This window comes from Sphingomonas sp. PvP055, assembly GCF_040546365.1.
Taxonomy (GTDB): Bacteria; Pseudomonadota; Alphaproteobacteria; order Sphingomonadales; family Sphingomonadaceae; genus Sphingomonas; species Sphingomonas echinoides_A.
On the sequence record NZ_JBEPNS010000001.1, the window covers coordinates 1542659 to 1564104 of the forward strand.

Below are 21446 nucleotides of genomic sequence, written 5' to 3' on the forward strand. Positions count from 1 at the left end.
CTTCGTCTCGCCGGAAAAACGCCGTCGGGTCCCTAATGCTTGCGGAGGGCAGGGCGTTCCGGGTGCGGTGTGCGCGGGACGATCAGACGCCGTTTCGCGAGAGTTCTGCACAACCGTCCGTCATCCTGAACTTGTTTCAGGATCCAGCCCTCCACGAGTCCGGACTAGGCCTGTTGCGCGGTGGATGCTGAAACAAGTTCAGCATGACGGAAGCCTGTGGGGCGCGGGGTGAAAACCCGGACGCGCCGGTCAGCGCGTCGGGCGGGTCTTGTCGCGGATTGCCTTGAACTCGGAGCCGGCCTTCCACGTCGGCCAAACGGTCGCATTGGCCAGCTCTGAACCGATCGTTCCGATCAGGTCGATGTCCTGCACCGCACCGTCCAGCTTCCAGTCGTCGCTCCACGCATCGCACGCCTGGTGATAGCATTTGCCGGTATAGGCATCGATCCACGCCTGTCCGGCCGCGACTCCGCCCTGCTTGATGTCGGACGCGCCCGCGATCCCCATCAGCAGCAGCGTCGGAACGCCCTGCTTGGCGAAGGAAAAGTGATCCGCGCGGTAGAACAACCCGCGTTCGGGCAACCCTTCGGGCGTAACGCGGCGCCCCTGCGTCTTCGCGACGCGCGCCATGTCGTCCTCGAGGGTGTTCTGGCCCGCGCCGACGAGCACGACGTCGTTCGCGGCGCCTGCGGTTTGCAGGATGTCGATCGTCAGGTTGGCGACGGTCTTCGCCATCGGGATCGTGGGATGCGTCGCGTAATATTCGGATCCGAGCAGCCCGCGCTCCTCCGCGGTCCAGGCGGCGAAGACGACGCTGCGCTTGGGCGGCGGCGCGGCCTTCATGTTGCGCGCGATCTCGAACAGGCCGGCGATGCCGAGCGCATCGTCATTCGCGCCCGCGCGGTAGATGCGCCCCTGCGCATCGGGCTTGCCCGCGCCATACGCGTCCCAATGCGCGCCGAACATCACCGCTTCGTCGGGCCGCTCGGTGCCGGGGATGCGGGCGAGGACGTTGTAGCTGTCGACCTGCTCGTGGCTGACCGGCACGTCGGCGGTGAAGGTGACGCCCTTCAGCAGCACCGGACGGAAGCTCGCCTTGCGTGCCTCGACACGCATCTTCGCGAGATCGAGCCCGCCCGCCGCGAAGACGCGCGCGGCGGTGTCGCCCGTGATCCAGCCCTGTAGTGCGAGGCTGGTCAGTTTGGAGGGATCGCGCACGATGTCGTAATTCTCGCCGCCGCTGCTGACCACGACGTTCCAGCCATAGCCTGCGCCCGGCGTATCGTGGACGATCAGCGCGCCGATCGCGCCCTGGCGGGCGGCTTCCTCGAACTTGTAGGTCCAGCGACCGTAATAGGTCATCGTCCGGCCACCGAACGTGCCCGCGACCGGCTCGCCCTTGGCGGCGGAGAAATCGGGATCGTTGACGAGGAAGACGGCGACCTTGCCCTTCAGGTCGGTGCCCTTGAAGTCGTCCCACTTCCGCTCGGGTGCGGTCACGCCGTAGCCGACGAAGACGAGCGGCGCGGCGGCGATTTTCGCGGCATCATCCGGGCGGATGGTCGAGACGTAGACGTCCTTCGATTGTTCGGCGGGGAGCGCACCTTTCGCCGTGTCGAACTGCATCGTCCGCGGCGTGCCGAGCCGGGTGTGGATCAGCGGGACCTTCTGGACCCAGCCGCCATCGGTCCCGGCCGGCTCGAGCCCGAGCGCCTGGAAGCGTGCGATCAGATAGCCGAGCGTCCGATCCTCGCCACGGGTGCCCGGGGCGCGGCCCTCGAACGTATCGGACGCGAGCGTGCGCACGCTTTGTTCGATCCGCGCGGGGTCGGTCTTGATCTGCGCGACGGCGGGGGCGAGCGGCATGGCCGCGGAGACCGCGAGCAGCGCGATGCGACGGCCGAAGGGGAGCGGGCGAATACGGGGAGCGGGGCTGATCATTTCCGATGCTTAGGCGAGCTTTCCCCCGCCGCCAACCCGGTCAGGCGGCGATCCGCAACCGGTCGCGGCCCTGGCGCTTGGCTTCGTACAGCGCGGTATCGGCGCGTTTCAGGATCTCGGCTGCGGCGGTGCCGGGAACGATCTCGGCGAGGCCGATGCTCGCGGTGACGGTGATCGTCTGGCCGCCGTCGACCGGGATGCGCAGCGCGCGGATCGCCTGCCGCAGCCGGTCCGCCGCGGTTTCGGCATCGGCCATGGTGGCGCCGCCGAAGATGACGCAGAATTCCTCGCCCCCGATCCGCGCGACCAGATCATGGCTGCGGCAGAAGCGCATCGCCTCGGTCGCGACCGCCTGAAGCACCGCGTCGCCGGCGGGATGGCCGTAGCGATCGTTGATCCGCTTGAAATAATCGAGATCGAGGATCGCAAGGCTGCCGGTCCACGGGTTGGGCAGGCCGGAAGTGATCGAACCACAGCGCTGCTCGAGCTGTTCGAGGAAGGCGCGGCGGTTCGCCAGGCCGGTCAACGGGTCGAGCCGGGCTTCGCGCGTGAGCGACAGTTCCAGGCTCTTGCGGTCCGATATGTCGCGGATCGACCCGACGATGCCGAGGGATTCGCCCTGCGCGGTGACGGCGCGGATCGATGCCTCGAACCACCGCCGCCCGTCGTCATCATCGCGGGCACCGCGATATTGCACGATGACCGCACGGCCTGGCGTCTCCAGCGCTTGATGATACGCCTTGGCCACCGCCGCCATGTCATCCTTGCAAACGAAATCCCGCGCGTTGCTGCCGACCACCGCGTCGGAGGGGAGGTCGGTCATCGCGGCGATCGCGGAGGAGGCGTAGCGGATCGTCCCGTCGGCGGAAATGTCGATGATCGCATCGCCGAGACTGTCGGCGATCGTGTGGTAGCGCGCCTCGCTTTCGCGCCAGCGGTCGGCGATGATCCGGCGTTGCGTCAGCAACGACGCGACCGGCAGCACGAGCAGCGCGGCACAGGCGATGAAGCCCTGCAACAGCAACGTCTTCTCGCCGGTCGATCCACTCATCAGGTTGATCGGACCACGCCCGTGCGCGGTCAGGACCGCGCCGATGACGCCGACGATGAAGACGCTCGTGATTGCCGCCATGCGGCCGCCGCGGACCGTTGCGAGGACCATCGGGAGCAGCGGCAGGAACAGGATCGGCGCGGTCTTCTGATAGAAGACGTACGCCGCGGTCGCCGCGACGACGACGAGCAGCGCGATGTTCGCGAGCAAGTCGCGGCGTTTCCAGTCGCGGATCCGCGCCATCCCGGCGGGATTGCCCACGGCCACCGCCGCCGGCGTGATCAGCACCGCGCCCAGCGCGTGCGCGACGAACCAGTGGAGCAGGTTCGACCAATAGGGCGCTTTCGAAAAGACCACGACGACCTCTGCCGCGAACACGCCCGATACCAGCGGCGCGATGACCCCGGCGATGGCGATGAACCACGCCATGCCCTCCACCGTCGCGATATGAAGTCCCTTGCCAAGCACCGCGCGCAGCAGCAGCGCGGCAAGGACGGGTTCGAGCAGCAGGACCGGCACGAGCGCGGGGACCGCGCGCCAGCCAAGCCCGAACAGGCAGACTTCGAGAACACAGGCGAGCCCGCACCACAGCAATGGCAGATGCCAGCGACGCACCGGCAAGGTCACCAGCCGCGCCAGCAACAACCCCGCGGCACCCCAGACATAGGCCACGCCGCCATCGAAGCGGGCGAAACTGACGGACGCCGCGGCGACCGCCAGGAACACGACGCCCAGCCAGAACGCCACCAGATGCTCGGAACGGTTACGCGACATACTCATGATGCTGGTTAACACGCAATCTGGTCAACGCGGTGTTAACAAGCTGCACCGATTGCAAAGTTTTGGGGGAGTGTCGCCGCGCTGACGCATCGCGGGAAAGCGGCGTCCCGGATCGGGACAGGCGTTAACCGCAACGCTTGCTGGCGAGTATCGTAAACAAAGCGTTACCATGCGGCATGCAACGCACGTTATCGCTCGCTTCGCCCGGCGCTCGCCACCCCTTCCGCCAGGCGGTGAAGGCCAGCCGTATCGCCCGTACGCGCGCGCGCGACGAGGAGGACGTGAAGCTCTTCGTGATGAGCTTCTCCGCGTTCTTCATCTGCTTCTATACGTTCATATTCTAACCGACGCCGGCCGCCCGGCGCCGTCGACCCATCAGTCGCAGGCGACGTGGAGTTTCCAGGCGATCCACGCCGAGACCGGGCACATGGCGGCGACCACCAGCAGCATGTTGTCCGGCGTCACGCCCGCCAGGGTCAGGCCCTGCACGCCCAAGGCCCCGATCGTCATCGCGCCCGCGTTGACGACGTTGTTCGCCGCCACCGTGCGCGCGGTCTCGTCCTTCGACACGGTCGTCGTCAGGAAGGCGTAGAGCGGCACCACGAACATCCCGCCGGTGATCGCGATCCCCATCAGCACCAGCACGAGCACGATCGCGCGCGGGATCGCGATGAAGCTCGCCAGATCGTAGAGCGTGCCGATCGGCGCCTCCGGCCAGCCGCGCACCAGCAGCGAGAACACCACGACGAACCCGCCCATCGCAAGGACTGACGCGGGCGCGTATTTGGCGGAGGTATGCCCCTTCAACAGCGAGTTGATCAGCACCGATCCGATCGCGACGCCGATCGAGAACAACGCGGTCATCATAGTGAAGACGTGGTTGTTCGCGGTCAGCACGTTCTTGGCGAGCGGCAGGAACACGATGATCAGGATCGACCCCATGGTCCAGAAGAAGCTGATCGCGCAGATCGCGAGGAACAGGCGACGGATGTGCATCGTCCCCGAAATCAGCCGCCACGACGACGTGAACGGGTTGAAATTGACGACCAGTTCCTTGCCCTCGCGCGCCGCCGGGGGGACCTTGAACGACACCAGCCAGCCCACGATCGCAACCGTCAGCACCGCGATCGCGGCATGCTGCACCGCCATGAACCCGCCGAGAATCGTGCCGAGCAGGATCGCGATATAGGTCGCCGACTCGACCAGACCCGTCCCGCCGAGGACTTCATCCTCGTGCAGATGCTGCGGCAGGATGGCGTATTTGATCGGGCCGAAGAACGCCGAATGGACCCCGAGGCACAGCGTGGCGAACAGCATCAGCACCAGCCCGACGGTCGAATAGCCGGTCCAGGCGAGCATCAGCCCACCGGCGCCAATGATCATGATCAGGATCTCCGCCGTCTTTACGATGCGGATGATCTTGGCCTTGTCGTTCGTATCCGCCAACTGTCCGGCAAGCGCGGAGAACAGGAAGAACGGAAGGATACCGAGGGCTGTCGCCAATGCCGTAAAATTCTGTTCCAGCTTGGGGTCCGCGAAGATCTTGTAGATCGCGAACTGTACCATCACCGTCTTGAACAGATTGTCGTTGAGCGCGCCGAGGAACTGGGTGACGAACAACGGGAGAAAACGGCGCTCCTTCAGCAAGCCGAGCGCGTTGTGCATGATGGGATCGTGGCCTCGATGTGGCGGAAATAAGCCGTGTCCATAGCCCACCCGCCCGCCAAGCGGCAACCCGCCAATCTCCAAACCCCTTGGCCGACACGATTTACCCGCACGGGGTTTCGTCCGGCGCGTGGCAAGGGTAGAGCAGGGGTGTGTTGACTCTTCCCAACCTCCTCACCCTGTCGCGTATCGTCGCGATCCCCTTGCTCGCGTGGTTCCTGTGGTGGCCGGACTGGTTGGACGGCTATGCGGCCGGTTTCGTGCTGTACTGCCTGATGGGGATTACCGACTATTTCGACGGTTATCTCGCGCGGACGCAGGGCACCGTCTCGAAGCTGGGCGTGTTTCTCGATCCGATCGCGGACAAGATCATGGTGGCGGCGGTCATCCTGCTGCTCGTCGGAACGCGCGGGCCGGAGCCCGCGATCATCCCCGGAATCCACCAGATCGCGGCGCTGGTGATCCTGCTGCGCGAGATTGCGGTGTCGGGCCTGCGCGAATTCCTGGCGCAGCTGCAGGTTTCCGTGCCCGTCTCGAAACTCGCCAAGTGGAAGACGACGCTGCAACTCGTGTCGCTCGGCGCGCTCATCCTCGGGGGGGCGCTCACCGCCTATCCGTGGGTCGATCAGGTCGGGCTGATCACGTTATGGGGCGCTGCGGCGCTCACGCTGGTGACGGGCTGGGATTACCTGCGCGTCGGCCTGAAGCATATGGACTGACCTGTGACGATCGAGATGTTGTATTTTGCGTGGGTGCGTGAACGGATCGGCAAGGCGAGCGAAACCGTCTCGCCCCCGTCCGAGGTGACGACGGTCGCCGCGCTGATTGACTGGTTGGCGGCGGGCAGCACGGATCATGCCGCCGCGTTCGTCGACCGGAACCGGCTGCGCGCCGCGGTGGATCAGGTGTTCGTCGCGCTCGACGCGCCGCTGGGGTCGCCGCGGGAAGTTGCGATCTTTCCTCCGGTGACGGGCGGATGATGACGGTCACGGTCAGCGAAGCGACGATTGACGCGGGTACCGAGTTCGCTGCGATCTCGGCAAGCGGGGCGGGGGGCATCGCGACGTTCGTCGGCCTGGTCCGGAGCGACGACGGCGTGGCGATCCTGTCGCTCGAACATTACCCCGGCGCGACCGAGGCGGCCTTGCGCGCGCTTGCGGATACGGCGATCGCCCGCTGGGACCTGATCGGCGCGCGCATTACGCACCGGGTGGGGGACATGCACCCGGGGGAGATCGTTGTGTTCGTGGGAACGGCGGCGCGGCACCGTGGTGCGGCGTTAGAGGCCTGCGCGTTCCTGATCGATCGCCTGAAGACCGAGGCGCCCTTCTGGAAGAAGGAAACGCGCGGCGGCGAGACCAGCTGGGTAGAACCGCGCGACAGCGACGATGTCGCCGCCGCGCGGTGGAAGGCTTAGTTCAGCTTCGGCAGGACCACGCCGTTGACGACATGGACGACGCCGTTCGACTGGCGGACGTCGGGCGTCTCGACATAGCTCTTGTTGCCGTTGACGTCGGTCAGCTGGACTGCACCATTTGCGATCTCGACCGTCAGCGGCTCACCCTCGACGGTGGTCAGCACGACCTTGCCGCCGCCTGCGGTCGCCTTCTGCTGCAGGTCCGCGAGCGTGATCGTGCCCGGAACGACGTGATACGTCAGGACCTTGACCAGCGTCGCCTTGTTGGCGGGCTTCATCAGCGTGTCGACGGTGCCCGGCGCGAGGCGCGTGAACGCATCGTTGGTCGGGGCGAACACGGTAAACGGACCTGGGCCCGCCAGCGTGGTTGCAAGACCCGCTGCCTTGACGGCGCTTACCAGCGTGCTGAGGTTCGGCGCGGCGGCTGCGTTGTCGACGACCGTCTTGGTGGCATCCATTGCGGCGCCGCCGACCGTCGGGTTGGTCGTGGCGGCGGGCGCAGCGGGGGTGCCGGCAGCCGGTGCAGCCTGCATCGGCGTACCCTGTGCGGGAGCCGCCTGCATTGCGGGCGCGGCTGCGGTCGGGGCGCCTGGGGGCGTTGCGGTCTGCGCGGTTGCGGCGACGCCGATCGAAAGGACGCTGGCCATCGCAGTGGCGTACAAAGTGGTCTTGAGGGTCATGAGGCTCTCCGGTAAAATTGTCGCGACCCGTTCGGGCTGCGCGGCATAAATACGGTTGAGCAACGAAATGGTTTCGTCAGGCCGCCTCGGCGAGGGCGGTGGCGAGCAGCTGGAAGTCCTTCTCGCGCGGCGAACCGCGCCGCCAGACGAGCGCGATCTTGCGCGATGGGCTGCTCGCGTCGAGCGGTCGTGCGACCAGGCCGGTGTGGTCGAGGATGCCGGCCTTGAGCGCCATCTCGGGGAGCATTGTCAGCCCCAATCCGTTGTCGATCATCTGGACGATGGTGTGGAGCGAGGTCCCCAGCATCGTCGCTTCTGCGCGCAATTCCGGACGCGCGCACGCCGACAGCGCGTGGTCCTTGAGGCAATGGCCGTCCTCGAGCAGCAGCATCCGGGTCTCGTCGATTTCACCCGCAGGCATGGCGAGCGTGGCATCGCCCATTTCGTCGGGCGCGCCCGCGACGAACAGCCGGTCTTCGAACAGGACTTCCGAATCCACTTCGCCGCACGCGAAGGGCAGGGCGAGCAAGACGCAATCGGCGCGACCGTGATGCAGGCCCTCGCACGCGGCGCCGCTCGGTTCTTCGCGCAGGAACAGTTTGAGGTCGGGATAGTCGCGTCGCAGCCGCGGCAGGATGCGTGGCAGCATGAACGGCGCGATCGTCGGGATGACGCTCATCCGCATCTCACCCGACAGCGGCCGGCCCGCCGCACGCGCCATGTCGCCGAGTTCGTCCGCCTCGCGCAGCACGCGTCGCGCTTTCTCTGCGATCCGCTCGCCGAGCGGGGTGAAGCGGACGACTCGCCGGGTGCGCTCGACCAGCGTCACGCCGATCAGCGTTTCGAGCTCGCGCAGCCCCGCCGAGAGTGTCGATTGGGTGACGAAACACGATTCGGCGGCACGCCCGAAATGGCCGTGGTCCTGTAGCGCCACGAGATATTGCAACTGTTTCAACGTCGGTAGGTAGGTTGCCACTTATCGCTCCAATCGATCACTTTTCGATAAATAAGCACTTGGATCGATAAGACTAGACCCTATATGGAGATCACAACGAGACGCCGTGGCAAAAGCGGTGCTTATTGAGGATGTCGATGAGAGGCCCAAATTCAACCAGGAGGCCACCATCATGTTGACCATCGGCGACAAGCTCCCCGACTTCACCGTTCCCGTCCAGCAGGGCACCAGCGCGCTTCCGGCGGGCGAGACGCTCAGCCAGGACGCATTCCCGGGCAAGTGGAAGGTGCTGTTCTACTGGCCGAAGGATTTCACCTTCGTCTGCCCGACCGAGATCGTCGGTTATGCCGGCCTGAAGGGCGACTTCGAGGATCGCGACGCGGTTCTCATCGGCGCATCGACCGACACCGCGCACGTCCACCTGGCATGGCGCAAGTCGGACCCGGATCTGGCGGCAGCGGACTTCCCGTGGTTGGCGGATAACGGCGGCGTGCTCGCTTCGCAGCTCGGCATTCTCGACAAGAACGAGCATGTCGCGTTCCGCGCGACGTTCATCATCGATCCGGACAACGTCATCCAGGCAGTCCAGGTCAACGGCCTGAACGTCGGCCGCAACCCCGCCGAGACGCTCCGCGTGCTCGACGCGCTGCAGACCGACGAGCTCTGCCCGTGCAACTGGAACAAGGGCGACGACGTCCTCCAGCTCGCAGCGTAAGCAAAGTCCCCCTCCCGCTTTGCGGGAGGGGTCAGGGGAGGGCGTGTCAACCGACGCGCCCTCCCTTTCTATGTCAGGCCCTCCCCCAACCCCTCCCGCAAGCGGGAGGGGAGCTAGAAAGCAGATTCCATGTCACTCAAGGATTTCGCCGGGACGCTCCCGGATTTCGCCAAGGACATTCGCCTCAACGTCGGATCGCTGCTCAATGAAGCGCATTTGCCCGACCAGCAGAAGTTCGGCCTGTTCCTCGCCTGCGCGCACGCCACCGGCTACAAGCCACTGGTCGATGCGGCCGAGGCGGAAGTCGCGTCCAAGCTGACCCCGGAAGCGGCCAATGCGGCGCGCGCGGCGGCGGCGGTGATGGCGATGAACAACGTCTATTATCGCTTCACGCACCTTGCCGGAAATGCCGAATATCAGAACATGCCCGCCAAGCTGCGGATGAACGTGATCGGGCAACCGGGGATCGACAAGGTCGATTTCGAGCTGTTCAGCCTCGCGGTCAGCGCGATGAATGGGTGCGGCATGTGCATCGATTCGCACGAGCAGATCCTGAAGAAGGCCGGCGCCACCGCCGAGGCGATCCAGACGTCGGTCCGGATCGGCGCGGTGATGAAGGCGGTCGCAACGGTCCACGCCGCGATCAACTGATCGACCGCTCCCTCATTCGTCATTCCCGCCAGCGCGGGAATGACGAAACCGGGGAGGGCTGCCTTACGTCAGCGCCGCCCACACCGAATAGGCGCTGGTCGCGGTCAGCAATCCGCCGATCAGCCCCATCAAAGGGCGGGCGGGGACGCGTTTCGCGATGACCGCGCCGAACGGTGCCGCCGCGACCCCGCCGATCAGGATCCCGATCGCCTGAACGGTGAACGCCGAAAACCCGATCGTCGCGATGAATGTCGCCGAGATCGTCGCGGTGAGGAAGAATTCGGAGGTGTTGACCGTCCCGATCGTCTTGCGCGGTTGCGCGCCCTGGACGAGCAGGTTCGACGTCACCACCGGCCCCCAACCGCCACCGCCGGCTGCATCGAGGAATCCACCGACCAGCCCGAGCGGCTCGACGATCCTGGGTTCGCGCGGTTCGACATGGCCGCGCCAAGCGCGGTACAACAGGTACAGCCCGATCGACGCGAGATACGCCATGACGAACGGCTTGGCGATTTCGGCATCGATCGAACTCAGCACATAGGCGCCTAGCACGCCGCCGATCATTCCCGGGATCACCAGCCGCAGGAACAGCTTCCAGTCGACGTTGCGGTGGAGGATGTGGCTGACCCCGGACGCCGCGGTGGTGAAGGTCTCGACCGCATGAACCGTCGCGGAGGCGAGACGCGGCGGCAGCCCGAGGAACACGACCAGGGCGGTGTTGGTAAGGACCCCGAACGCCATGCCGAGCGCGCCATCGACCATCTGCGCACCGAAGCCGACCGCGATGAACGGCAGCATCGTCCAGAAGACCGTGGCGAAATCCATCTGGGCGAAATCGGGCATAAGCGTGTACTCTCAGGTCCTTGGACGCGTCGGTTTGGCAGTATCGGCAATGTCCTATAGCTTTGGTCGGGTATTGCCACCGTCGATCGTGGTTGCGCGGACCTTTAATTCGCCCGCACGAAGGCCTAAATAGCCGAACGGATTACAGGGATTATGCAGATGGTGGGACGGCTGATCGCCTATCTCGATTCGGTCAAGGCGAGAGACCCGTCACCGCGCTCGCGGTGGGAGATCCTGACGTATCCGGGGGTCTGGGCGCTGGCGTATCATCGCGTCGCGCATCGTCTGTTTCGCGCCGGGCTGTTCTTCCCCGCGCGCGCGGTGAACCACATGAGCCGCTTCCTCACCGCGATCGACATCCATCCGGGGGCGAAGATCGGGCGGCATTTCTTCATCGACCACGGCTTCGTTGTGATCGGCGAGACTGCCGAGATCGGTGACAATGTCACGATCTACCAGTGCGTCACGCTGGGCGGGACCAACCCCGACAATGGCGTGCCCGGCAAGCGGCATCCGACCTTGTCCGACAACGTCATCATCGGCTCGGGGGCGCAGGTGCTCGGGCCGATCACGGTCGGCGTCGGCGCGCGCGTCGGCGCAAATGCGGTGGTCACGCGCGACGTGCCGCAAGGCGCGACGATGGTTGGCATTCCGGCGCGCGCGACGATGGTCGACGGTGGCAAGCAGACCGCGCAGTTCCTCGCTTACGGCACGCCGTGCACCGATGCGTTCGACCCGCAGACCCAGAAGGTCGAATTGCTCCGCTGCGAGTTGGAGACGATGCGCAAGCGGCTGGATGCTTTGCTTGCCGACCAGCAGGACGTGCGCGACCGCGCCTGATGGGGACCGTTACACCTTTCCCGGTGCAGCGCGGGACGCCGCAGCAGATCGGGTTCGACCGGCTCGAACTCAACCGTATCCTCGACCTGTATGGGCGGATGGTGACCGCGGGGATCTGGCGCGATTATGCGATGGACATGGGGCAGGAGGTCGCGGTGTTCGCGGCGTTCCGCCGCTCGGCCGAGCGTCCGGAAGTGCGGATCGAAAAACGCCCCGCCTTGCGCAACCGCCAGGGTATGTGGGCGCTGATCAACGAACAGGGCGTCGTGCTCAAGCGCGGGCATGAGCTGGGGCCGGTGCTCGCGCCGGTCGAGCGGCGGTTGATGAAGGTGGTCGAGGACTAGACGCGGGGGTTGCGCGGGCCCTTCGACCTCGCTCAGGGTGAACGGGGGGCGGGTATTCGCTACCGCCGTTCGGGCTGAGCGAAGTCGAAGCCTGCACCGGACGCAAGCTTCGACCCCAAGGCGGATCAGCCGCCCTGCAGCTTCTTCAAAATGCTCATCGCCTGTTCCGCACCGCTCTGCGGGGTCAGTTCGCCGGTACGGTCGGTGATCTCCGCCCAATGCGCCGCGATGCCTTCGGGCGACAGATCGTCGCCGGTGAGCAGCTTGCCCTGCGTCAGCGTGACATAGGACGCCTGGAACACGCCCGCGCCTGCGCCGATGATCATGTTGGTCGGCGCGTCTTCCGACACGAGATACAGCGCGGCGGGGGCGACCTTCTCGGGCGCAAAGGCGGCGAATGCCTCGGCGGGGAACAGGTCCTCGGTCATCCGCGTCCCCGCGGTCGGGGCGATCGTGTTGACCTTGATGTTGTTCTTCGCGCCTTCGATCGCGAGCGTCTTGGTGAGCCCTGCGAGCCCGAGCTTCGCCGCGCCGTAATTCGCCTGACCGAAATTGCCGAACAGCCCGGTCGACGACGCGGTCATCAGCAGGCGCCCGTAATTCTGCGCGCGCATCGTCTCCCACACCGCCTTGGTGACGTTGGCCGAGCCAGTGAGGTGGACGTCGACGACGAACTCGAAGTCGGCGGGCTCCATCTTGGCGAAGCTCTTGTCGCGCAGCACACCGGCATTGTTGATGACGATGTGGACGCCGCCCCAGGCTTCCTTGGCCTTGGCGACCATCGCGACCATCTGGTCATATTCGGTGACGCTGCCGCCATCCGACATCGCGGTGCCACCCGCCGCCTCGATTTCCTCGACGACCTTGAGCGCGGCATCACTGTGGCCGGTGCCGTCGCGCGCGCCGCCGAGATCGTTGACCACGACCTTCGCGCCGCGGCGTGCGAGTTCGAGGGCATAGGCCCGGCCCAGGCCGCCGCCTGCGCCGGTGACGATGGCAACCTTGTCGTCGAAACGGATGGTCATGATGGGCTCCTCTACCGTGTTTGGAGCGCGTCCTAGGCCAATCCGCAAGCCGCGCAAGGGCGGGAATCCTGCGCCGATGCCCTAGAATCGGCCGAATCCGGGGCATGAAAAAGCCGACGCAGGGACTTTCCCCTACGTCGGCCTAGTCGTTCGAAGCGGCGGCGCGAAACGCGCCGCCGTCACGATTATTTGCGGCTGCGGCGCATCGACGCCTTGCGCGCGCCGCCGGTGTTGCGCTTGTCGATGCACTGGTCCTTCACGGTGCGCGAGCAGGCCGGATATTCCGTGGTCGATGCCATCGGCGCTGCTGCTGCCGGGGCTGCCATCGGCGGCTGACCTGCTGGCGGTGCCATCGCCGGGCCACCGGCCGGTGCCATCGCGGGGTCGGCTGCGGGGGCTGCCGGTGCTGCGGGGGCCATCGCCGGATCGGCGGGGGCCTGCTGCATGCCGGGCGCGCCAGCGGGCTGCGCGGGGGCGGGCTGCTGCATCGACGTGTCGGGGGTCGTCGGGGTCGTCTGCGCCAGGGCGGGCATTGCGACCGCGGCAGCAAGAACTGCAAACATGGTGAACTTCATGAAGAAACTCCTGTGATCAAGGGCAGCATCGCTTACTGCACGCCGGGACAAACGCGCATGTTGGCCCATGGCTCCCAAAAATCTTTACGCTCCCGAATCGAGCGCATAGCCCGCCGAGCGCACGGTGCGGATGATATCGGGCCGATCGCCGCGGTTGATCGCCTTGCGGAGACGCCGGATGTGGACGTCGACGGTGCGGCTTTCGATGTCGCTGTCATGCCCCCACACCGCGTCGAGCAGGCGTTCGCGCGAGAAGACCCAGCCGGGATGCTCGAGGAAGTGCTTGAGCAGGCGGAACTCGGTCGGCCCGAGCGGAATGACTTCGCCCGAGCGGCGGACCTTGTGGCCGACCGTGTCCATCTCGATGTCGGAATAGGTGAGCTGTTCGCCCGCGAGCGCCGGGCGCACCCGCCGCAGCACCGCGCCGACGCGCGCGACCAGTTCACGCGGGGAGAACGGCTTGGTGACATAATCGTCCGCCCCGGTCTCAAGCCCGCGAACCCGATCCTCTTCCTCGCCGCGCGCGGTGAGCATGATGATCGGCACGTTGGCGGTCTCGGGCATACGGCGCAGGCGGCGGCAGACCTCGATTCCCGAAAGCCCCTCGACCATCCAGTCGAGCAGGACGATGTCGGGCGTATTCTCCTTGGCAAGCAGCAGTGCTTCCTCGCCGTCGGGGGTTTGCGCGATCTCGAAGTCTTCGCGCTTGAAATGCCATATCAGCAGTTCGGCGAGCGCCGCATCATCTTCAACCAGCAACATTTTTGCACGCGCCATGGCGTTCATTCCTTCAAGCGGTAGGCGTTGAATAGGACATTGGCCCACGGTCGCGTTCGGCCATGTGCGTGCCGGTTGCCGCGAAATACACCATTTCCGCGACGTTGGTGGCATGGTCTCCGACGCGTTCGAGGTTCTTGGCAATGAACAGCAATTGCGCGACCTGACCGATCGTCTTGGGGTTTTCCATCATGTGCGTGACGAGCACGCGGAACAGGCTGTTGTAGAAATCGTCAACCTGCCGGTCGCGCGCGCAGACCTCGACCGCGGCGGCGGCATCGCGCGCAGCGAACGCGTCGAGCGCATCGTGGACCATCTGCACCGCGAGCACCGACATCGCGGGAAGCACCGACAGCGGCTCGATCTCGCCGTGGCTTTCGATCGTGGGGACGCGCTTGGCGATGTTCTTGGCGTAATCGCCGATCCGCTCGACCACGCCCGCGATCTTCAGCGCGGCGACGACTTCGCGCAGGTCGTCCGCAAGCGGAGCGCGCAGCGCGATGATGCGGACCGCGAGTTGCTCGACCTCGATCTCGAGCGCGTCGATCCGCTTGTCCCCGTCGATGATGCGGCGCGCACCCTCCAGATCGTGGAGCCGCAACGCCTCCATCGCGGCGCCGATCGCTTGTTCGGCGAGCCCGCCCATCTGCGCGATCAAGCCGCGCAGCTGGCCGATCTCGGCATCGAAGGCTTTTATCGTATGTTCGTTGCTTGGCATGGTGTCTCGCCTCAGCCGTAGCGGCCGGTGATGTAATCCTTGGTCCGCTCTTGCCGAGGATTGGTGAAGATGTCCGACGTCGCGCCATATTCGACGAGCGTGCCGAGGTGGAAGAACGCGGTCCGCTGCGACACACGCGCGGCCTGTTGCATGTTGTGCGTAACGATCACGATGGCATAGCGGCCGTTGAGTTCGTGGATCAGTTCCTCGATCTTGGCGGTCGCGATCGGGTCGAGCGCGGAACAGGGCTCGTCCATCAGGATCACCTCGGGGTCGACCGCGATCGCGCGCGCGATGCACAGGCGCTGCTGCTGGCCGCCCGACAGCGCGGTGCCGCTGTCGCTCAGCCGATCCTTGACCTCGTCCCACAGGCCGGCGCGCCGCAGCGAGCGCTCGACGATCTCGGCGAGCTGCGTCTTGTTCGCGGCGAGGCCGTGGATGCGCGGGCCGTACGCGACGTTCTCAAAGATCGACTTGGGGAAGGGGTTGGGCTTCTGGAACACCATCCCGACGCGCGCGCGCAACTGCACCACGTCCATCGACGGATCATAGATATCCTCGCCGTCGAGCGTGATGTCGCCTTCGATCCGGGCACCCGGCACGGTGTCGTTCATCCGGTTGAGCGTCCGCAGGAAAGTCGATTTGCCGCAGCCCGACGGCCCGATCAGCGCGGTGACGTAGCGCTGGTCGAAATTGAGCGACACGTCGTCGATCGCCTTCTTCGCCCCATAATAGACGCTGACCCGTTTGGCGCAGATCTTGTGTTGGTTGGATATGGTCACCAGCGAGTCTCGAATTTGTTGCGGAGGTAGATCGCGATGCCGTTCATCGCGAGCAGGAACACCAGCAGGACGATGATCGCCGCGCTGGTCTTTTCGACGAAGCCGCGGTCGATCTGATCCGACCAGAGGAAGATCTGCACCGGCAGCACGGTCGACGGATCGGACAGCCCGGCTGGCGGCGCAGAAATGAACGCGCGCATCCCGATCATCAGCAGCGGGGCGGTTTCCCCCAGCGCGCGGGCCATGCCGATGATCGTGCCGGTCAGGATGCCGGGCAGCGCGAGCGGCAGGACGTGGTGGAACACGACCTGGATCGGGCTCGCCCCGATCCCCAGCGCCGCGTCGCGGATCGACGGGGGTACGCCCTTGATCGCGTTGCGCCCGGCGATGACGATCACCGGCATCGTCATCAGCGCGAGCGTAAGACCGCCGACGATCGGCGCGGAGCGGGGCAGGCCGAACGTGCCGAGGAACACCGCGAGCCCGAGCAGACCGAAGATGATCGACGGCACCGCCGCGAGGTTGTTGATCGAGACTTCGATGAGATCGGTCCAGCGGTTCCGCGGGGCATATTCCTCGAGGTAAAGTGCCGAGAGCACGCCGATCGGAAAGGCGATCAGCAACGTCACGATCATCGTGAACAGCGACCCCTTGAACGCGCCCCAGATCCCGGCGCGCGTCGAATCGTTGGAATCCGACGCGGTCAGGAACGGCCAGTTGAACCCCGTCGCGATGGCATTGCGCTGTTTGAACCGCGCGACGATCGCTTCGTTCTCGGGGGTGCCGGTGCGCTTGGCGGCGATGTCGATCGCGTCGGAGGCGGGCACCCAGACGATCCAGCGTCCGCGCATGATCGCCGGATCGCGCTTGATCGCGGCGCGCACCGACAGCCAGGCGCCGTCCGACAGCAGATCGCTGCCCTGTGCGCCGAACGCGGCGATCGCGGCGGTCTTGGTGGCGTTCTCGACGCCCGCGCCGGCAAGCGCGAGATCCGCGCCGGGACCCTTGAGCCGCGCGGGATCGACGGTCAGTCCGGCGTTCGCGAAATCGACCGGCAGCGCGATCTCCGTCCGCAGGAAACCGCTCGCGCCGTTGTAGATCATCGTTACGAGCAGCACGGCGAGGAAGCCCGCGGACAGGACGACCGCGGCCATGCCGAGCAGCCGGAAGCGCCGTTCCGCCGCATAACGTTGCCGGATGCGGCGCTGCATCGATTGCGTGCGCCAGTCGGTCGGGGCGCGCTCGGCGGGTTCGGCGGGACCGACCGGGAGCTGGGCGACGAGGGTTTCACTCATAAGCTTCGCGATACCGTTTGACGACCGTGAGGGCGACGATGTTGAGCAGCAGGGTGATGACGAACAGCGTGAGGCCCAGCGCAAAGGCGGCGAGCGTCTTGGGGCTGTCGAACTCGGCTTCGCCGGTGAGCAAGTCGACGATCTGCTTGGTCACCGTGGTCGCGCTGGCGAACGGGTTGAGCGTCAGCGTGGCGACACCGGAGGCGGCCATCACCACGATCATCGTCTCGCCGATCGCGCGCGACACCGCGAGCAGCACGCCGCCGACCACCCCGGGCAGGGCCGCGGGGAGCAGGACGCGGCGGATCGTCTCGGACGAAGTCGCCCCCATCGCGAGGCTGCCGTCGCGCATCGAGGCGGGGACTGCCGCCAGCGAATCGTCCGCCATCGAGGATACGAACGGGATGATCATCACCCCCATCACCAGGCCGGCGGCGAGCGCGCTTTCCGAACTGGCCCAAGTGACGCCGATCGACACCGCGAAATCGCGGACCGCAGGGGCGACCGTCAGCGCGGCGAAATAGCCGTAGACGACGGTCGGCACGCCCGCGAGGATCTCGAGGATCGGCTTCATCCAGCGGCGTGCCGCGCCGCTCGCATATTGCGTGAGATAGACCGCGCTCATCAATCCGAACGGGATCGCGACGATCATCGCGATCACCGCGCCGATCAGGAAGGTGCCCCAGAACAACGGGACCGCGCCGAGCGTCGCGCCGGGATCGGCGGGGTCGATCACCTGCGGGCTCCAGTGCGTGCCGAACAGGAAGTCCGTGATCGGCACGATCTCGAAGAAGCGCCACGATTCGAACAGCAGCGACGCGACGATCCCGAGCGTGGTCAGGATCGCGATCAGGGAGGCGGCGAGCAGCCCGCCCATCACGACGAACTCGACCTTCGTCCGCGCCCGGAAATCGGGGCGGACGCGGGTATAGGCGAAGCCGCCGGTGGCAAAGACGAGCAGCAGCGCAACCGCGGTGCCGATCCAGTCGATCTGGGTCTGTGCCACCGCATAGGACGGTGCGAGTTTCTCAGCCAGTGGGTTGAACGCGCCGAAACTGGTGCCCGCGGCAAGGCTGCGCGCTTCCGACAGGATCGCCGCGCGGTCGAACCCGGGGGGCGGCAATTGCGCGGCGATCGGGTCCTTGAGCACGCTGTTGGTGACCAAGGCAGGGGACGTCGCCGCCCAGACCGCGAGGAACAGCGCCGCGGGCAGCACCGTCCACAAGGCGACATAGCCGCCGAAGTGCGACGGCAGCGAACTGAACCGCGCAGTGCTGCCGCGGCGGAACGCGACCGCGCGCATCCGCGCGGTCAGCCAGCCGATCAGGCCGAGTCCGGCAACGACCAGGAATAAGGCGAGTAAGGACACGCTTCAGGCTCGATTTCGGGCTGGAGGACGGATTACAGCAGCTGCGACGGATCGACGAGCGCGCCGGTCTTGACGACTTGCGCGTTGCGTTTGCGCACGTCTTCGGGTGCTGCGATCAGCCCCTTGGCGGCCAGCGGACCGCCGGGTTCCCACGAGGCGGCGTACAGGTCGAGGAACTCGCGCAGGCCCTTGATCGCGCTGAGATGCGCCGCCTTGACGTACAGATACAGCGGGCGCGATCCGGGATAGGCGCCGCGCGCGATCGTCTCATAGGTCGGTGCGACGCCGTTGAGCGGCACGCCGGTGAGCTTGTCGTTGTTCTGCTCCAGGTACGAATAGCCGAAGATGCCGATCGCATTCGGGTTGGACTGGAGTTTCTGGACGATCAGATTGTCGTTCTCGCCCGCGTCGACATAGGCGCCGTCCTCGCGGATCGCGGTGCACGCCTTGGCGAAGGCGGGTGCGTCCTTTTCCTTGAGCGCCGCCATTTGCGGACGGATCGCCTCGCAACCGCGCGCGAGGATCAGTTCGGCGAAGGCGTCGCGCGTGCCGCTGGTGGAGGGCGGGCCATAGACCTGGATCTGGATCGCGGGGAGCGCCGGGTTGACGTCTTTCCAGGTCTTGGCGGTGTTGGGCTGGCCGTTCGGCTGCGCGGCGAGCGCCTTGTACAGGTCGACCGCGGTCAGTTGCAGTTTCGGGCCGTTCTTCGCCTCGGCGAAGGCGATTCCGTCCAGGCCGATCTGCACTTCGATGATCTTGGTGACGCCGTTGGCGACGCACGTCCGGTACTCGCTCGCCTTCATCCGGCGCGAGGCGTCCTCGATGTCGGGATGCGCGGCGCCGACTCCGGCGCAGAACAGTTTCATCCCGCCGCCGGTCCCGGTCGATTCGATCGCCGGAGCCTTGGTGCCGGGCCGGTTGTTGACGAGGCGCTCGGCGACCATGGTGGTGAACGGGAATACCGTGGACGACCCGACCACGGTGATATGATCGCGCGACCCGGCGCCGCCGCCATTGGCCTGGTCCTGACAGCCCGCCAGCATACCGATCGCTGCGACCGCCCCCAAGAGGCTCGCGACGGTCGAGACATTCGCGTGTTTCCGGTTCATCGTGATCCCCTGTGGCCGTCGAATCGCTAGGCGAAAGAAAAGACGCCTGGAGCCGACTACCATCGTCTCAGGCTGCCTCTGTGACGTTCGCGTTACCGTTTGATGACAGGGGCGTCGGAATGCGTCGCTGCGGCGATGGCGGCGGTGGTTTTCTGGTGGGGCGGCAGCATCAGGGTGACGGTCGTGCCGACCCCGACGGTGCTGGCGACGTCGAACCGGCCCCGGTGGCGTTCGACGATGTGCTTGACGATCGCGAGCCCCAGCCCGGTGCCGCCGGCGGCGCGGCTGCGGCCGGGATCGACCCGGTAGAAGCGCTCGGTGAGCCGTGGGAGATGTTCGGGCGCGATGCCGTCGCCTTCGTCGACGACGCTGATCCGCACCATTCCGAGCGGGTCGCTCCACAGCTTGATCGTCACCGGGGTGCCGGTGCGACCGTATTTCATCGCATTGCCGATCAGATTGTGGAGGATCTGGCTGAGTTGCGCGCGGTCCCCGGCGACGGGCGCGACGCCGAGGTCGAGATCGGCGACGATGTCCCGGCTGCGTTTGTCCTGCGCGTCGAGCAGTTCGGAGCGGACTTCGCCGATCAGTTCGGCCAGATCGACCGCGCGATCGGGCAAGCGATATTTTTCGGACTCGATCCGGCTGAGCGAGATGAGATCCTCGATCAACCGCTGCATCCGTCGTGCTTCGTCGAACATGATCTTCAGGAACCGCCCGCGCACCTGCGCGTCCTCGCCCGCCTTGTCGTCGCCGAGCGTCTCGATATAGCCGAGGATCGACGCTAGCGGAGTGCGCAGTTCGTGGCTGGCGTTGGCGACGAAATCGACGCGCATCCGCTCCGCAGCATGGCTGCCGGTACGATCGATCAGATGGACGATCCGCTGTCCGTTCGTGGTGCCGCTGACGTGCATTTCCCAATGCTGGTCACGCGCGCCAAGCCCGACGAGGTTGACCGGTTCCTGCGGCGTGGTGGCCAGCGGCCCTGCGAGCCGTTCGGCGGCACCGGGGTGCCGGATCGCGACGCGGACATCCTCCCCGACGATGTGATGGCCGAGCAACCCGAGCGCAGCGGCATTGGCGTGGGAGACGAGCCCGTCGGCAATGATCAACACCGGTCCCAGCACCGATTCGATCACTTCCTGAAGATCGGGGGTGGGGGGGGCGGGCACGACCTCGGGTTCGCGGGGGAGCTCGATCGGCTGGTCGCCCGTCCCGGTCGCGACCAGCGCCGCCGCGACACCGCCGACGAGCGAGATGATCGCGGCCTGCAGATTCCATTCCAGGAGGAACACCGCAATCGCCGCAACGATGACGAGCCCGATGGCGGTAACTGTGCGAGACCCGAAACCATGCAGCATCCGCGTGCCTTAGCGAGTGTTCGCAGCGGGCGGAAGCAACCACGGTGCACGCGTTCGCCTGGCGAGACTGCGGTGTGCCGGGAAGAGACGCCAAGCGCGATCCGGGGGGCGCCCCGCGCTTGCCAGCGAATCCCGGATGTGGAAGGGCTGACGACGATGAACGATGATCTGCCCGATGCTCCTATGGCACCGCGTCGCCGCGCGCTGATGCTCGGCGCGGTTTCGGCGGCTGCGGTCGTATCGATCCGTCCGGCGCTTGCCGCGACGACCGCGTCCATCTCGACCTGTGAAATCCCGGTACCGGATGCGGGGCGCGCCGGCAGCTATATCGCCGCCGACGGCAGCACCGTTCCCGCCGGCACGCAGGGCGCGTTTGCCCCGCCCGGACGACCGTTCAAGGGCGAGGACGTGCGCACCGCGCTTGCCGGTGGGCAGTTGCCCGGGACGAATTCGAGCCAGAGCCGGGCCTACGTCAACTACATCCGGCGGCTACAATCGGGGACGAGCGGCTTTACCTGCTTTGCGTCGTTGCAAATGCCGCGCGGCTGAGGGA

General features: G+C 66.3%; 24 protein-coding genes. 9 read left to right on the top strand and 15 right to left on the bottom strand.

From position 1 onward, the window contains the following. Positions 1–249: 249 nt before the first annotated feature. Together ABIC16_RS07440 and ABIC16_RS07445 are read right to left on the bottom strand one after the other, a co-directional pair. Entirely contained in the window at positions 250–1941 is a 1692-nt protein-coding gene (locus tag ABIC16_RS07440; RefSeq protein ID WP_502958291.1) for a M28 family metallopeptidase, read from the bottom strand. A 40-nt stretch (positions 1942–1981) separates the two neighbouring features. After that, complete coding sequence (locus tag ABIC16_RS07445) at positions 1982–3772, bottom strand: sensor domain-containing diguanylate cyclase (protein WP_354290609.1); 1791 nt, start codon at positions 3770–3772, stop codon at positions 1982–1984. A gap of 176 nt (positions 3773–3948) precedes the next feature. On the opposite strand from ABIC16_RS07445, the gene ABIC16_RS07450 reads away from it, so the two are divergent. Beyond that, positions 3949–4116 (top strand): hypothetical protein, encoded by a 168-nt coding sequence (locus ABIC16_RS07450; protein ID WP_277969678.1) that lies wholly within the window; start codon positions 3949–3951, stop codon positions 4114–4116. Between the two features lie 31 nt (positions 4117–4147). Here ABIC16_RS07450 and ABIC16_RS07455 read toward each other — a convergent pair whose 3' ends face one another. Further along, positions 4148–5437: an MFS transporter gene (locus ABIC16_RS07455; protein WP_277969677.1), complete on the bottom strand. Its 1290-nt coding sequence runs from the start codon at positions 5435–5437 to the stop codon at positions 4148–4150. 152 nt (positions 5438–5589) lie between these two features. Here ABIC16_RS07455 and pgsA point away from each other — a divergent pair, with 152 nt between their 5' ends. The 3 genes from pgsA to ABIC16_RS07470 are packed head-to-tail and all read left to right on the top strand — an operon-like array spanning position 5590 to position 6854. Next, complete coding sequence (gene pgsA / locus ABIC16_RS07460; RefSeq protein ID WP_277969676.1) at positions 5590–6156, top strand: CDP-diacylglycerol--glycerol-3-phosphate 3-phosphatidyltransferase; 567 nt, start codon at positions 5590–5592, stop codon at positions 6154–6156. Positions 6157–6159: 3 nt separating this feature from the next. Then, complete coding sequence (gene moaD, locus ABIC16_RS07465; protein WP_277969675.1) at positions 6160–6417, top strand: molybdopterin converting factor subunit 1; 258 nt, start codon at positions 6160–6162, stop codon at positions 6415–6417. Next, positions 6414–6854: a molybdenum cofactor biosynthesis protein MoaE gene (locus tag ABIC16_RS07470; protein WP_277969674.1), complete on the top strand. Its 441-nt coding sequence runs from the start codon at positions 6414–6416 to the stop codon at positions 6852–6854. Before moaD ends, ABIC16_RS07470 begins: the two co-directional genes overlap by 4 nt. Here the strand turns inward: ABIC16_RS07470 and ABIC16_RS07475 are convergent. Beyond that, positions 6851–7534 carry a fasciclin domain-containing protein gene (locus ABIC16_RS07475; protein WP_354290610.1) on the bottom strand — a complete coding sequence of 228 codons (684 nt, stop codon included), beginning with the start codon at positions 7532–7534 and terminating at the stop codon, positions 6851–6853. The genes ABIC16_RS07470 and ABIC16_RS07475 overlap by 4 nt on opposite strands. Before the next feature lie 76 nt (positions 7535–7610). After that, positions 7611–8510 (bottom strand): hydrogen peroxide-inducible genes activator, encoded by a 900-nt coding sequence (locus tag ABIC16_RS07480; protein ID WP_277969672.1) that lies wholly within the window; start codon positions 8508–8510, stop codon positions 7611–7613. Between the two features lie 151 nt (positions 8511–8661). On the opposite strand from ABIC16_RS07480, the gene ABIC16_RS07485 reads away from it, so the two are divergent. Together ABIC16_RS07485 and ahpD are read left to right on the top strand one after the other, a co-directional pair. After that, positions 8662–9204: a peroxiredoxin gene (locus ABIC16_RS07485; RefSeq protein WP_242137481.1), complete on the top strand. Its 543-nt coding sequence runs from the start codon at positions 8662–8664 to the stop codon at positions 9202–9204. A 129-nt stretch (positions 9205–9333) separates the two neighbouring features. After that, entirely contained in the window at positions 9334–9855 is a 522-nt protein-coding gene (gene ahpD / locus ABIC16_RS07490; RefSeq protein ID WP_277969671.1) for an alkylhydroperoxidase, AhpD family, read from the top strand. Between the two features lie 63 nt (positions 9856–9918). On the opposite strand, the gene ABIC16_RS07495 is transcribed toward ahpD, so the two are convergent. After that, a complete protein-coding gene (locus ABIC16_RS07495; RefSeq protein WP_277969670.1) occupies positions 9919–10698 on the bottom strand; it encodes a sulfite exporter TauE/SafE family protein in 780 nt (259 codons plus the stop codon). A gap of 159 nt (positions 10699–10857) precedes the next feature. Between ABIC16_RS07495 and epsC the strand changes: the two genes are divergently transcribed. Together epsC and ABIC16_RS07505 are read left to right on the top strand one after the other, a co-directional pair. Next, entirely contained in the window at positions 10858–11538 is a 681-nt protein-coding gene (epsC, locus tag ABIC16_RS07500; protein ID WP_277969669.1) for a serine O-acetyltransferase EpsC, read from the top strand. Beyond that, on the top strand, positions 11538–11882 hold the full coding sequence (locus ABIC16_RS07505) for a DUF2794 domain-containing protein (protein ID WP_277969668.1): 345 nt from the start codon (positions 11538–11540) through the stop codon (positions 11880–11882). Before epsC ends, ABIC16_RS07505 begins: the two co-directional genes overlap by 1 nt. A 125-nt stretch (positions 11883–12007) precedes the next feature. Here ABIC16_RS07505 and ABIC16_RS07510 read toward each other — a convergent pair whose 3' ends face one another. The 9 genes from ABIC16_RS07510 to ABIC16_RS07550 form a co-directional block, all read right to left on the bottom strand. After that, positions 12008–12907, bottom strand: coding sequence for an SDR family NAD(P)-dependent oxidoreductase (locus tag ABIC16_RS07510; protein ID WP_354290611.1), 900 nt, complete (start codon positions 12905–12907; stop codon positions 12008–12010). Positions 12908–13092: 185 nt separating this feature from the next. Further along, complete coding sequence (locus tag ABIC16_RS07515; protein ID WP_354290612.1) at positions 13093–13482, bottom strand: hypothetical protein; 390 nt, start codon at positions 13480–13482, stop codon at positions 13093–13095. Positions 13483–13566: 84 nt separating this feature from the next. Continuing rightward, entirely contained in the window at positions 13567–14259 is a 693-nt protein-coding gene (gene phoB / locus ABIC16_RS07520) for a phosphate regulon transcriptional regulator PhoB (RefSeq protein WP_010187105.1), read from the bottom strand. Positions 14260–14272: 13 nt separating this feature from the next. After that, a complete protein-coding gene (gene phoU, locus ABIC16_RS07525; RefSeq protein ID WP_277969665.1) occupies positions 14273–14977 on the bottom strand; it encodes a phosphate signaling complex protein PhoU in 705 nt (234 codons plus the stop codon). A gap of 11 nt (positions 14978–14988) precedes the next feature. Further along, positions 14989–15759 (bottom strand): phosphate ABC transporter ATP-binding protein PstB, encoded by a 771-nt coding sequence (pstB, locus tag ABIC16_RS07530; protein WP_354290613.1) that lies wholly within the window; start codon positions 15757–15759, stop codon positions 14989–14991. Further along, entirely contained in the window at positions 15756–17054 is a 1299-nt protein-coding gene (gene pstA / locus ABIC16_RS07535; RefSeq protein WP_354290614.1) for a phosphate ABC transporter permease PstA, read from the bottom strand. The genes pstB and pstA overlap by 4 nt, the downstream gene beginning before the upstream one ends. After that, entirely contained in the window at positions 17047–18423 is a 1377-nt protein-coding gene (gene pstC / locus ABIC16_RS07540) for a phosphate ABC transporter permease subunit PstC (protein ID WP_354290615.1), read from the bottom strand. The genes pstA and pstC overlap by 8 nt, the downstream gene beginning before the upstream one ends. A 32-nt stretch (positions 18424–18455) precedes the next feature. After that, positions 18456–19532: a substrate-binding domain-containing protein gene (locus tag ABIC16_RS07545; protein WP_354290616.1), complete on the bottom strand. Its 1077-nt coding sequence runs from the start codon at positions 19530–19532 to the stop codon at positions 18456–18458. A 92-nt stretch (positions 19533–19624) separates the two neighbouring features. Next, complete coding sequence (locus ABIC16_RS07550) at positions 19625–20893, bottom strand: ATP-binding protein (RefSeq protein ID WP_354290617.1); 1269 nt, start codon at positions 20891–20893, stop codon at positions 19625–19627. Positions 20894–21049: 156 nt separating this feature from the next. Here ABIC16_RS07550 and ABIC16_RS07555 point away from each other — a divergent pair, with 156 nt between their 5' ends. Further along, positions 21050–21442 (top strand): hypothetical protein, encoded by a 393-nt coding sequence (locus ABIC16_RS07555; protein ID WP_277969659.1) that lies wholly within the window; start codon positions 21050–21052, stop codon positions 21440–21442. Positions 21443–21446 lie beyond the last annotated feature (4 nt).

Coding starts and splice junctions, on each gene's coding strand:
- ABIC16_RS07440 (WP_502958291.1), bottom strand. CDS start 1,941: ATGATCAGCCCCGCTCCCCGTATTCGCCCGCTCCCCTTCGGCCGTCGC.
- ABIC16_RS07445 (WP_354290609.1), bottom strand. CDS start 3,772: ATGAGTATGTCGCGTAACCGTTCCGAGCATCTGGTGGCGTTCTGGCTG.
- ABIC16_RS07450 (WP_277969678.1), top strand. CDS start 3,949: ATGCAACGCACGTTATCGCTCGCTTCGCCCGGCGCTCGCCACCCCTTC.
- ABIC16_RS07455 (WP_277969677.1), bottom strand. CDS start 5,437: ATGCACAACGCGCTCGGCTTGCTGAAGGAGCGCCGTTTTCTCCCGTTG.
- ABIC16_RS07470 (WP_277969674.1), top strand. CDS start 6,414: ATGATGACGGTCACGGTCAGCGAAGCGACGATTGACGCGGGTACCGAG.
- ABIC16_RS07475 (WP_354290610.1), bottom strand. CDS start 7,534: ATGACCCTCAAGACCACTTTGTACGCCACTGCGATGGCCAGCGTCCTT.
- ABIC16_RS07485 (WP_242137481.1), top strand. CDS start 8,662: ATGTTGACCATCGGCGACAAGCTCCCCGACTTCACCGTTCCCGTCCAG.
- ahpD (WP_277969671.1), top strand. CDS start 9,334: ATGTCACTCAAGGATTTCGCCGGGACGCTCCCGGATTTCGCCAAGGAC.
- ABIC16_RS07495 (WP_277969670.1), bottom strand. CDS start 10,698: ATGCCCGATTTCGCCCAGATGGATTTCGCCACGGTCTTCTGGACGATG.
- epsC (WP_277969669.1), top strand. CDS start 10,858: ATGGTGGGACGGCTGATCGCCTATCTCGATTCGGTCAAGGCGAGAGAC.
- ABIC16_RS07505 (WP_277969668.1), top strand. CDS start 11,538: ATGGGGACCGTTACACCTTTCCCGGTGCAGCGCGGGACGCCGCAGCAG.
- ABIC16_RS07510 (WP_354290611.1), bottom strand. CDS start 12,907: ATGACCATCCGTTTCGACGACAAGGTTGCCATCGTCACCGGCGCAGGC.
- ABIC16_RS07515 (WP_354290612.1), bottom strand. CDS start 13,482: ATGAAGTTCACCATGTTTGCAGTTCTTGCTGCCGCGGTCGCAATGCCC.
- phoB (WP_010187105.1), bottom strand. CDS start 14,259: ATGGCGCGTGCAAAAATGTTGCTGGTTGAAGATGATGCGGCGCTCGCC.
- phoU (WP_277969665.1), bottom strand. CDS start 14,977: ATGCCAAGCAACGAACATACGATAAAAGCCTTCGATGCCGAGATCGGC.
- pstA (WP_354290614.1), bottom strand. CDS start 17,054: ATGAGTGAAACCCTCGTCGCCCAGCTCCCGGTCGGTCCCGCCGAACCC.
- ABIC16_RS07545 (WP_354290616.1), bottom strand. CDS start 19,532: ATGAACCGGAAACACGCGAATGTCTCGACCGTCGCGAGCCTCTTGGGG.
- ABIC16_RS07550 (WP_354290617.1), bottom strand. CDS start 20,893: ATGCTGCATGGTTTCGGGTCTCGCACAGTTACCGCCATCGGGCTCGTC.
- ABIC16_RS07555 (WP_277969659.1), top strand. CDS start 21,050: ATGAACGATGATCTGCCCGATGCTCCTATGGCACCGCGTCGCCGCGCG.